Annotated in this window: 11 protein-coding genes; 4 read left to right on the forward strand and 7 right to left on the reverse strand. The window is 74.5% G+C overall.

What is annotated here, in order from left to right; translation table 11 throughout:
* From AB0E96_RS32750 to AB0E96_RS32775, 6 genes are all read right to left on the reverse strand, one after another.
* Positions 1 to 530 (reverse strand): thioesterase family protein (locus AB0E96_RS32750; protein ID WP_359829424.1); only part of this gene is annotated, 530 nt, incomplete at its 3' end.
* A complete protein-coding gene (locus tag AB0E96_RS32755) occupies positions 527 to 775 on the reverse strand; it encodes a hypothetical protein (protein WP_359829425.1) in 249 nt (82 codons plus the stop codon). The genes AB0E96_RS32755 and AB0E96_RS32750, both read right to left, overlap by 4 nt.
* A 320-nt stretch (positions 776 to 1095) precedes the next feature.
* Complete coding sequence (locus tag AB0E96_RS32760) at positions 1096 to 2058, reverse strand: DUF6528 family protein (protein WP_359829426.1); 963 nt, start codon at positions 2056 to 2058, stop codon at positions 1096 to 1098.
* 403 nt (positions 2059 to 2461) lie between these two features.
* A complete protein-coding gene (locus AB0E96_RS32765; RefSeq protein WP_359829427.1) occupies positions 2462 to 3850 on the reverse strand; it encodes an FAD-dependent oxidoreductase in 1389 nt (462 codons plus the stop codon).
* A gap of 106 nt (positions 3851 to 3956) precedes the next feature.
* A complete protein-coding gene (locus AB0E96_RS32770) occupies positions 3957 to 4445 on the reverse strand; it encodes a flavoprotein (RefSeq protein ID WP_359829428.1) in 489 nt (162 codons plus the stop codon).
* A 156-nt stretch (positions 4446 to 4601) separates the two neighbouring features.
* Positions 4602 to 5540, reverse strand: coding sequence for an FAD-dependent oxidoreductase (locus AB0E96_RS32775; RefSeq protein WP_359829429.1), 939 nt, complete (start codon positions 5538 to 5540; stop codon positions 4602 to 4604).
* Positions 5541 to 5667: 127 nt separating this feature from the next.
* On the opposite strand from AB0E96_RS32775, the gene AB0E96_RS32780 reads away from it, so the two are divergent.
* Positions 5668 to 6642: a LysR substrate-binding domain-containing protein gene (locus AB0E96_RS32780; RefSeq protein WP_359829430.1), complete on the forward strand. Its 975-nt coding sequence runs from the start codon at positions 5668 to 5670 to the stop codon at positions 6640 to 6642.
* Positions 6643 to 6753: 111 nt separating this feature from the next.
* On the opposite strand, the gene AB0E96_RS32785 is transcribed toward AB0E96_RS32780, so the two are convergent.
* Positions 6754 to 7281: a cysteine/serine endopeptidase inhibitor gene (locus tag AB0E96_RS32785; RefSeq protein WP_359829431.1), complete on the reverse strand. Its 528-nt coding sequence runs from the start codon at positions 7279 to 7281 to the stop codon at positions 6754 to 6756.
* A gap of 234 nt (positions 7282 to 7515) precedes the next feature.
* Between AB0E96_RS32785 and AB0E96_RS32790 the strand changes: the two genes are divergently transcribed.
* The 3 genes from AB0E96_RS32790 (at position 7516) to AB0E96_RS32800 (ending at position 10153) form a co-directional block, all read left to right on the forward strand.
* Positions 7516 to 7707, forward strand: coding sequence for a hypothetical protein (locus tag AB0E96_RS32790; protein WP_359829432.1), 192 nt, complete (start codon positions 7516 to 7518; stop codon positions 7705 to 7707).
* Positions 7708 to 8244: 537 nt separating this feature from the next.
* Positions 8245 to 9198 carry a TauD/TfdA family dioxygenase gene (locus AB0E96_RS32795; RefSeq protein ID WP_359829433.1) on the forward strand — a complete coding sequence of 318 codons (954 nt, stop codon included), beginning with the start codon at positions 8245 to 8247 and terminating at the stop codon, positions 9196 to 9198.
* Between the two features lie 61 nt (positions 9199 to 9259).
* Positions 9260 to 10153 carry an ROK family protein gene (locus AB0E96_RS32800; RefSeq protein WP_359829434.1) on the forward strand — a complete coding sequence of 298 codons (894 nt, stop codon included), beginning with the start codon at positions 9260 to 9262 and terminating at the stop codon, positions 10151 to 10153.
* Positions 10154 to 10231 lie beyond the last annotated feature (78 nt).

Below are 10231 nucleotides of genomic sequence, written 5' to 3' on the forward strand. Positions count from 1 at the left end.
ATCTCCGTCGCGGCGGCACCGACCCCCGCGGCCGTCGCCGACGGCACCGCGGCCACCGTCGTCGCCGCGGTCACGGTCGTGGCCGCCAGGGCCGCCTGGGCGCGGGCCGGGTCCGTCATGAATGCCGCGAGAAAGCTCCGCTCGGCCTGGCTCAGCGCCCGCGAACGGCCGGATTCGCGATCCCGCGCGACCACCACCGTCCGTGCCCGCATAAAGGTCAGCCGATCCCGGCAGACCTTCACCTCGACCTGCGCGGAACTCCGCCCGAGCCGTTCCACGGTGAGTCGCACCGAGAGCGGCTCGGGCCGGTGGTGCAACTGCTCCAGGTAGTCGATCTCGTGCCTGGCGATAAGGAATCCGTGCGGGAACAGCGATTCCCGTACGGCGGTTTCGTGGTGGCAGAACAGGTCGTAAATCCCCTCCTGGACGTAGCCGACCAGACGGGCGTTGTTGATGTGCCCGTTCTCGTCGACGTCGCTCCACCGGGTGGGGCAGGACAGCGCGTGCACGCCCGGCTGCACCGCGCTCACTGCCGGGTCATCCCGGCACCGGCGGGGAGCAGCGCGCGCTGCAACCTGGCGTAGTAGCCGGAGTGTTCGGCCGCCATCCGGGCCGCGGTCCACCCCTCCTCGGCCGCCTCGGCGGCCGCCTGGACGACCAGGCTGTCCAGCACCGCGTCGACCGCGCGGCACAGGTCGTGGACGGCGGCGAGCCGTTCCGTCACGTCCGCCCCGCTTCCCGCGTTCCGGGACGGGAAGGCTGCCAGAGATTCCATCGCGAGCTGAAGATCGTCAACTCCGTCCGGCCGGTTTTCCGCAGGGAAATTCCGCATGTTTTTCTCCATGACTCATTCGGCCGCTACGGCCCAGTAGCTAGCGTTCGATTACACCGGATCGGTGTCGACCCCCCGACCCCACGACGCTATCCCAGCCGACCGGGGTCGACTGTTGGTTTCCGGACCGCGACGGGAAACTGACCTCCATCGGAGTAGTTTGTCGGTACACACAATATGCCCCATCATCCGAATGCCGTCCGCAATTCGGGTGGTATCCCCGACGCGCGCCCCGGAATCGGTACCCCGGAGTCCGGGATCTGCTACCAGACACTCCACCACCTCGCCTTGTACAGGTGCGTGCCGCGCAGCGACCGCTCGCCCTCCGGCCGGTGCAGGGTGATCACCGAGGTGCACCAGTCGCACGGCGCCTCGTGCTCCGGCGCCACGGTGAGCAGCCGGCCCGTACCGGGCTCGTCCCCGACGCTCTTGAGGTCCCGCTCGGCGGCCGGATCGGCCAGGCGCACGGCGGTGAAGCGGTCGGCGGCCGGGTCGAAGCGCCACAGGCCGGCCAGCGTGGAGACCCAGAAGTGCCCGGGAGCCGCCAGGACGGCGGCCAGGTCGTGCCCGCCGCGGTCCGGCAGCGGGCTGCTCCGCACCGCGGTGAGGGTGGGCGCGGCCGCGGTGCCGCCGACCCGCAGCGCGGTCAGCGCCGTGTCCCCCAGCACCCAGAGCAGGCCGGTCCGGCCGTCCCAGTGCACCCCGTGCGCGCCCGGCAGCGGGAACTCCGCGTGGGCCGCGGCCCGGGCGCCCTGCGAGGCCGCGTACAGCCGCACCCAGCCGCCCGCGCTCGCGGCCACCGCCACGTTGCCGTCCGGCAACAGCTCGATGCTGTGCGGATTGACGGACGCCCCCAGGTCCGCCGCCCAGTGGATCCGGCCGGTGGCCACCTCCACGACCGCTGCCAACCCCCCGGAGGCCGTCGTCAGGAGGTACCGACGGCCCTGCCGCACGCGGGACTTCGCCTCGTCCGGATTCGTCCAGCTGCGCGCGGGGGCCAGGTCCGCCAACTCCGGTACCCGGTCGGCACTCCAGCCCCAGACCACCGGCAGCCGGCCCGGCCCGCGGTAGGCCATCAGCTCCTCAGCGCTCTGCAACACCAGCACACCGCGCGAGGCCTGGTCCACGACCGCCACCTGCCAGCCCGGCGACCTGGCCCACGCGCCGCCGCCGGGCGCGCAGAGCAGCAGGGCGACCGCGAGGGCCGGCAGTGTTCTCCTCAGCACGCCTTCACCGTCGTTGCTGCGGGCCGACTCCGCTCGGCGGCACGTCCGAACGGACCATCGGCGCGACGGCTCGGGCCGGCCGGCATCGGCGGCGGGACCGCCTCGTTCACTGTCATCCCGCCATCCTGGCGGGCCGGCCGCAGCGGCGGGCGGCGCAACGCGGTCCGGCACGCCGAGCCGTCAACCCGGCGTTCCCACCGGGCCCGTTCGGCGACCGCGGGCTCGGTGGTGGCGGGCTCGGTGATGGCGGGTTCCGTGGTGGCGGGTTCCGTGGTGGCGGGTTCCGTGGTGGCGGGCTCGACGGCCCCGGGTCCGGTGCTCCCGGTGCGGGCGCTCCGAAGGCTCAGTGCCCGGAGACTCAGCGCCCGGCGACTCAGCGCCCGGGGACTCGGCGCCCGGCGAATCAGCGCCCGGCGACGAGGTCCGCGACCCGGGCGATCGGCGAGGTGGTGGCCCGGCCGGCCGCCTCCTGCCGGTCGGCGGCGTGGTACGCGGCGTACATCGCGTGCACCCCGAGCCAGCGCAGCGGCTCCGGCTCCCAGCGCCGCACGGTGTGCCCGACCCAGGGCAGCCCGGTCAGCTCGGTGTCGCGGCCGAGCACCAGGTCCCGCAGGGTGCGGCCGGCCAGGTTGGCGGTGGTCACCCCGCTGCCGACGTACCCGCCCGCCCAACCGAGCCCGCCGGCCCGGTCCAGCTCGACGGTGGCGCACCAGTCCCGGGGGACGCCGAGCACGCCCGCCCAGGCGTGGTCGATCCTGGCGTGCGCGGCGGCGGGGAAGAACCGGTCGAGGACCTGCCGGAGTTGGCGCACCGTCTCCACCTGGGTGGAGCCGTCCGAGTCCGTCCGCGAGCCGAACCGGTACGGCACGCCCCGCCCGCCGAGCGCGATCCGGTCGTCGGCGGTGCGCTGGGCGTACATGTAGGCGTGGGCGAAGTCGCCCAGCACCTCGCGCCCCTCCCAGCCGGTCTCCGCCCAGAACTCGGCGGGCAGCGGCTCGGTGGCGACCATCGCCGAGTTCATCGGCAGCCAGGTGCGCCTCTCCCCGCGCAGCCCGGCGGTGAACCCCTCGGTGGCGCGCAGCACCCGGTCCGCGGTGACGGTGCCGTACGGGGTGACGGCGCGCGGCCGGCGGTGGCCGGAGCCGGGCAGGATCGCGGTGACGGGCGTGCCCTCGAACACCTCGACGCCCGACTCCCGTACGGTGCGCGCGAGTCCCCGGGCGAGCCTGGCGGGCTGGATGCGGGCGCCGTACCGGGTCCAGCAGCCGCCGAGGGTGCCGGCGACGTTGACGCGCGCGGTCGCCTCCTCGGCGCCCAGCAGCTCGACGCGGCCCTCGCCGTAGGCCCGCTCGCCCTCGACGTGTTCGCGCAGGCGCTCCAACTGCGGCTCGCTACGGGCGACTTCGAGGACACCTCCGCGAACGATGTCCGCCTCGATGCCCTCGGCCGCGGCGACGTCGACGACCTCGCCGACCGCCGCGTCCATCATCCGCTGCATCGCCGCCGCGCGCTGCGGCCCGTACCGCTTGGCGAACGCGCCGCGACCCGCGAAGCCGTTGTACAGCCAGCCGCCGTTGCGCCCCGAGGCGCCGTAGCCGCAGAAGCGCTGTTCGAGGAGGGCGATCCGCAGGGTCGGGTCGGCCTTCTTCAGGTAGTACGCCGTCCAGAGGCCGGTGTACCCGCCGCCGACGACGCACACGTCGGCGTCCCGGTCGCCCGGCAGGGCCGGGCCCGCCCCGGGCACCCCGTCCGCCGCGTACCAGAACGACACCCCGCCGTTGACCGCCGCCACCGGAAACCTCCCGTACCCTCGCTGACCTGCCCGGACGCTACCCGGGCCGTCCCGGTCGGCATACCCTCCACACTGCCAGGATCGCCGCTCCCGATCAGCCACCCTGTCAGTCCCGCAACAGCTCCAGGGCCCGGGTCCAGCTGTACGAGCCGGGCGTGAAGTCAGCGATCCGCACCCCCATCCGCCGCAGCTTCGCCAGGCTCTCCGCGTACGCCGGGTGCGCCGCCTGGGCGGCACTGAGGCACGGCTGGACGGCCACCGGAACACCCCAGCCGTACGACTCGCAGAGGATGCCGAGGGCCAGGGTGTCCGAGATGCCCAGGGCCCACTTGTTGATCGAGTTGAAGGTGGCCGGGGAGACCACGATCGCGTCCGGGTCCGGCAGCGGCCGGGGCTCGCCGGGCTTCCGCCAGGCCGAGCGGATCGGATGGCCGGTCTGCGCGGCGATCGCCTCGGCATCGATGAACTCCATCGCGTCGGGCGTCGCCACCACCCCGACGTCCCACCCCTGTCGCCGGGCCTCGGCGATCAGCTCCCCGACCCCGCCCGCGACCCCGCCCGCACAGACCACGACGTAGAGCATCGGCGCCTTCATCCCGCTGACTCCCCTCTCGGTGCGGACGCTCCGCGCCGCCGTCACCCACCGTGCCGGATCCGACAGGCCCGCGCACCCGGTATCCATGCACCCGACGCCCACCGGAACGGGCGGCCAGGAGCCGCCCGCCCCCTGCGGGGGCGGGCGGCTCCCCGATCACCCCACCAGGTCCGCCGCGGCGTCCGCACAGCCCCAGCTGAGGGTGACGCCGGCGCCGCCGTGGCCGTAGTTGTGGACGATCCGGCCGCCCGGCTCCGCTTCGAGGCGGGGGCCGCCGTGACGGGCGGGGCGCAGGCCGACGGCGTGGCCGAGGACGCGGGCCTCGCGGAGTTCGGGTATGCGGGCGGTGCAGCGGGCGAGGATGGCCTCGGCGGTGGCCGGGTCGGGGGTGGTGTTCCAGTCGTCGGGCTGGAAGGTGCCGCCGAGGACGACGTCGGCGCTGCGCGGGTGGATGTAGGTGTAGCCGGCCGGGTCGTCCTGGATCCGGGTCGAGCTGGGCAGTCCGGGGTTGCCGACCAGGACGAGTTGGCCGCGCACCGGGTGCACCGCCCGGTCGTCGCAGAGCTGCCGGGCGCCGATCCCGGTGGCGTTGACGGCGACGGGCGCCCAGGCCAGGGCCTGGTCGAGGGCGTCGAGGCGGCGCTGGACGACCTCGCCGCCGCGGTCGATGAACCGGCCGAGCAGCCAGGGCAGGTAGAGCGGCATCTCCACGGCGGGGGCGGTGAACGACCAGCCGTCCGCACAGTCCGCTCCGCGCTCGGCCGCGCTCAGCCGGCGCAGGTCCGGGACGGCCCCGCCCCACCAGGGCAGGCCCTCCGACGTCCGCTCGCGCTCCAGCATGCGGGTGCTGCGCATCGAGACGCCGGGGACGCCCTGCTCGGCCTGGCGGGCGAACTCGGCGAAGGCGGTCGCGGACCAGTCCGCGACCCGCTTGTCGGTACCGGTGGCGACCGGGAACCAGACGGCCGCGGCGACGGCCGAGGTGGTCGACAGCAGGCCGTCCGCCGTCACCACGACGACCCGAAGCCCCTTCTCCTGCAGGCGGATCGCTGTGGTGAGCCCGATGATCCCGCTTCCGACCACGACGACGTCCATCGTGAACTCCTCCCTCGAAGGGCGGCCCACCGGGTGTCGGCGGCCGTCTCCAGGAAAGCCTGTCCCGCCGGAAGCCGTCCAAGACCGGATCTGTCCGGAGGCGATAAGCCGCGCTTATCATCGCCGGATGGATCGCCGGACGGACCCGCGAACGGCCCCGCGAACGGACCAGCGGACCGGCCCGCGGATGGACCTGCGCCGCATGCGCTGCTTCGCCGTGCTGGCGGAGGAGTTGAACTTCACCCGGGCCGCCCGCCGGCTGCACGTGGCGCAGCCGGCGCTGAGCCAGCAGGTCAAGGCGCTGGAGCGGCAGCTCGGGGTGCAGCTGGTCGAACGGACCAGCAAGGGCTGCGCGCTGACCCCGGTCGGGCGGGCGGTCGCCGAGGAGGCCCGGCGGGTGCTGCGGGAGGTGGCGGCGGCCGAGGAGCGGCTCGCCGCGGTGGTCCAGGGGCGGGAGGGACGCCTGCGGGTGGCGTACACCCGCTCCGCCCGCGGCGGGGTCTGCGACGCCCTGGTGACGGAGTTCCGCAACCGGTACCCGAAGCTGGACGTCGCGCTGCAGACCACCTGGACCTCGCACAGCGTCGCCGAGCTGCTCGCGGGGCGGCTGGACGCGGCGTTCGTCCGGCCGCCGCTGGACGTCCCGGAGCTCGCCTGCCGGATCATCGCCGAGGAGGAGCTGCTGCTCGCGGTGCCGGCCGGCCACCCGCTCGCCCGGAGCCGGGCCCGGATCGGCCGGCACCGGATCGTGGACGAGCCGGTGGTGCTCTGGCCGCGCGAGAACGGGCCCGGGATGCACGCGCTGATCACCGGACAGCTGTGGCCCGGCGGGTCGCCGCGGATCGTCCGGGAGGAGCCGGACGACGAGCAGCTCCTGCTGGCCGTGGCGGCGGGTTACGGCATCGCGCCGATCCCCGAGGGCCGGGCCCGGGTCTTCCGGATACCCGGCGTCTGCCTGCGCCGCCTCACCGCCCCGGTGCCGACCGTCACCCTGGGGCTCGCCCACGATCCGCGCACCGCGCCCCCGGCCGTCCAGCTGCTGCTCGCGATGGCCCCGCCGCTGCCGGACGGCGCCCTGCCGCCCGGCGGGGCGCGGCGGTAGCTCCGAAAGGTCGCGATTCCGTCCGCGGCGGCTGGAACCACCGGCCCCTGATGGGCCGGGTGCCCGCCCCCGCGAGCCGGGCGGGGGCGGGCTCCGTCGTCCGGGGGCGGCTCAGCCGATGGTGGAGCCGGTGATCGGGGCGGAGAGCTCGACCGTCTTGCCGTTCAGCGCGGTCTTGACGAACTGCCAGCTCAGGCCGGTGATGACGCCCTTGTCCAGCGGCGCCAGCTTGGCGAAGGCCGGCTGACTGAGGTCGATGTGGGTGGAGTCGCAGGACGGACACTGGTCCTTCACCGGCACGGTGATGGTCTTGCCCTGGTAGGTGACCTTGACCGAAATGCCCTTGCAGACCGGGTCGTTGTTCGGGTTGGCGGTGGTCCACCAGGTGTGCGAGACGGCGACCAGCATCTGGGTGGCGGCGTTGATCTGGGTGCCGCAGGCCCCGTAGCCGGCGTCGTTGTAGTAGGTGGCCTTGCCGGTCATGGGCTGGTTGACCGGTATCGCGGCGCTGGCGGAGCCGGCCGTGAGGGCGATGAGGGCGGCTGCGGCGAGCGGGGCGCCCGCGAGGATCCTGAGGTTCTTGCCGATGGCGCGCATGGTTCGTTCCCTCCGGTTGCCGTGCGGAAGACGGATGGTCATGACCATGCCATGCAGAACTCGACACGTTCGCACGACAGTTCGTCGACCGAATGCCCGTCCTTGTGAAGGAAAGGTATGCGCCCGCTCGCAAGGTGGTCCAGACCTCCGCGATGTTGGCATGAACACAAAGCAAGCATCTTTACCAATGCGCCCGAAGGGGCGAAGATGCGTGACCGCCCCGGCACGCAGGGTGTTGACAGACCGTCACCCCCACCCCTCCGGAGGCCCCCTCAGATGCGCACCTCGCTCGTCGCCCTGATCCTCGGCACCGTCCTGCTCCCGGCCACCGCGCCCGTCGCCGCCGGCGCGGCGCCCCGCGAGGTGAACCAGGGCTACAGCATCCCGGTCGCCGGCGTGACCGACCTCGGCGCGCTGCCCGTCCTGGGCGGCCTCGGGCTGGACCTCGCCCGGCTGCTCGGGCAGTAGCGCCCACAGAGCGATCACCGAACGTCACCGCCGCCCCGGATCCGGGCAGGCCTCGGCCCCGGGGCGGGAACCGCCCGCGCCGGCCCGGATTACTTCCGCTCCGAAAATTAGTAACCCCGCCCCCGGGCGGCAAGCCCGAGTGCCCGCCCGCAGCACGCCCGCCATCCCCGCGTCATCCGCAGCAACACGCGGCAAGGAGCCGCAAGCGGCCGAAACGAAGCCGCAACACCTGCTCCCACCAGGCAGGATGACGATTGACAGGGGCCGCGCGGTTCAGCACGATGAGGCCCGAGCCCATCCGCAGCGACCAGGAAGGAGGGCCGATGCACACCGCCGTCCGCCCCGTCCCCTGCCGCTGCCCGCGCCGCTGTCGTCGCGGCGCGCTCGCCCGCTGAACGTCCGCCGAGCCCGGACCGCCACGCCCGTACGCCGCTCGCCGCACCGCGGAGCCGTACGCCCGCAGCTGCCCCAACGCCGCTGCGCGCACCCGCGTTTCGTCACTGAACGTCACCACCTTCGTCCCGGAAGGGCCCCGCCATGACCACCACCGCCCCCACCGCTCTGCGCCTCACCCCCGTCGCCGGCCGGATCGGCGCGACCGTGCACGACATACGCCTCGGCGGCGACCTCCCCGCCGAGACCGTCGCCGCCCTGGAGGCCGCCCTGTACGAGCACAAGGTGCTCTTCTTCCGCGGCCAGCAGCACCTGGACGACGCCGGGCAGGAGGCCTTCGCCCGGCTGCTCGGCCACCCGGTCGGCCACCCCACCGTGCCCAGCGCCGACGGCCGCTACGTCTTCGAGCTGGACGCCACCAAGGGCGTGCGCGCCAACAACTGGCACACCGACGTCACCTTCGTCCCGTCCTACCCCAAGGCCTCGATCCTGCGCGCCCTGGAGGTCCCGCCGGCCGGCGGCAGCACCGTCTGGGCCAACACCGCGGCCGCCTACCGGGACCTGCCCGCCCCGCTGAAGGCGCTCGCCGAGAGCCTGCGCGCCGTCCACACCAACGACTACGACTACGCCGCCCGGCTCGCCCTGCGCCCCGAGCTGGCGGACAACGCCGAGGTCGCCAGGCTGTTCCGGGACGTGTTCGTCTCCACCGCGTTCAAGACCGAGCACCCGGTCGTCCGGGTCCACCCGGTGACCGGCGAGAAGACCTTGCTGCTGGGGGCCTTCGCCCAGCGCATCCAGCAGGTCTCGGGGGACGACAGCAAGGCCCTGATCGACCTCTTCCAGCGTTACGTGGAGCGGCTGGAGAACACCGTCCGCTGGGACTGGCAGGTCGGCGACGTCGCGATCTGGGACAACCGCGCCACCCAGCACTACGCGGTCGCCGACTACGGCGACGAGCCGCGCCTGGTGCGCCGGATCACCCTGGACGGGGACCTGCCGGTCGGCCCGGACGGCACCCCGAGCCGGCTGCTGGAGCCCGCCGACCCGCCGCGGGTGCCGGGCCTCGTGCCCGCCGAGGAGCTCGAAGCGGCCAACTGACCGGGGAGCCGGGGGGATCGACGGCTGAGCCGCACCCATGACCACGCCCGCGACCGTTCCCGTGACCACGCCAGCGCCCGCGACAGCGCCCGCGACAGCGCCCGCGACAGCGCCCGCGACAGCCACCGCGCCCGGGACCACGCCCACCGCCCCACGCGCCGGCGACGACCGCCGGGACGCCAACGCCTCCGCCGTCCTGCGCACGGTGCTCGACCACGGGCCGATCGCCCGCAGCCGGGTCGCCGCGCTCACCGGGCTCAGCGCCTCGGCCGTCTCCCGGCAGACGGTGGACCTGCTCCGGCTCGGACTCCTGCGCGAGCGGCCGGAGTTGGCCGGCGCCGGACCGGGCGCGCTGGGCCGCCCCCAGCTGCCGCTCGACCTGGACCCGGACCGACTCGCCGTGGCCGGGCTGCACATCGGCCTGCCGTTCACCACGGTCGCGCTGCTCGACCTGCGCGGCCGGGTGCTGCGGCGCAAGGAGGTCCCGCACCGCGGCCGCACCGGCCCGGACCTGCTGAAGCCGCTGCTCGCGCGGCTGCCCCGGCTGCTCGCCACCCTGGGCGGCGGCCGTACGGTGGTCGGGCTGGGCGCCGTCACCGGCGGCTCGGTCGACCCGGAGCGCGGGGTGATCGCCCGTCACGACCCCTTGGACTGGCACGACCTGCCGCTCGGCGAGCTCCTGGCGGGCGCCACCGGACTGCCCGTCCAGGTGGACAACCACGCCCGGGCGCTCACCCAGGCGGAGATCCTCTTCGGCCACCCGGCGGCCCGCCGCAGCATGGTGCAGCTGTTCGTCGGCCACGTGGTGGACGCGGCGCTGGCGGTCGCGGGCACGGTCCACCTGGGCCCGCCCTCGGCCACCGGCGACCTCGGCCACCTCCCGGTCTCCGGGACGGTGACGGACCCGGACGCGGACAGCCGGGCGCGCTGCCACTGCGCGCCGCCGAGCGAGTAGCGGGGTGCGGCGGCCTTCGAGCGGGCGGCCCGCTCCACGATCGCGTCGACGAGCGAGCCGACCATGGTCAGCCGGGGG

It is taken from the genome of Kitasatospora sp. NPDC036755 (genome assembly GCF_040636595.1).
Lineage (GTDB): Bacteria > Actinomycetota > Actinomycetes > Streptomycetales > Streptomycetaceae > Kitasatospora.

Coding starts and splice junctions, on each gene's coding strand:
- AB0E96_RS32775 (WP_359829429.1), bottom strand. CDS start 5,540: ATGGACGTCGTCGTGGTCGGAAGCGGGATCATCGGGCTCACCACAGCG.
- AB0E96_RS32785 (WP_359829431.1), bottom strand. CDS start 7,281: ATGACCATCCGTCTTCCGCACGGCAACCGGAGGGAACGAACCATGCGC.
- AB0E96_RS32755 (WP_359829425.1), bottom strand. CDS start 775: ATGGAATCTCTGGCAGCCTTCCCGTCCCGGAACGCGGGAAGCGGGGCG.
- AB0E96_RS32790 (WP_359829432.1), top strand. CDS start 7,516: ATGCGCACCTCGCTCGTCGCCCTGATCCTCGGCACCGTCCTGCTCCCG.
- AB0E96_RS32795 (WP_359829433.1), top strand. CDS start 8,245: ATGACCACCACCGCCCCCACCGCTCTGCGCCTCACCCCCGTCGCCGGC.
- AB0E96_RS32770 (WP_359829428.1), bottom strand. CDS start 4,445: ATGAAGGCGCCGATGCTCTACGTCGTGGTCTGTGCGGGCGGGGTCGCG.
- AB0E96_RS32780 (WP_359829430.1), top strand. CDS start 5,668: ATGGATCGCCGGACGGACCCGCGAACGGCCCCGCGAACGGACCAGCGG.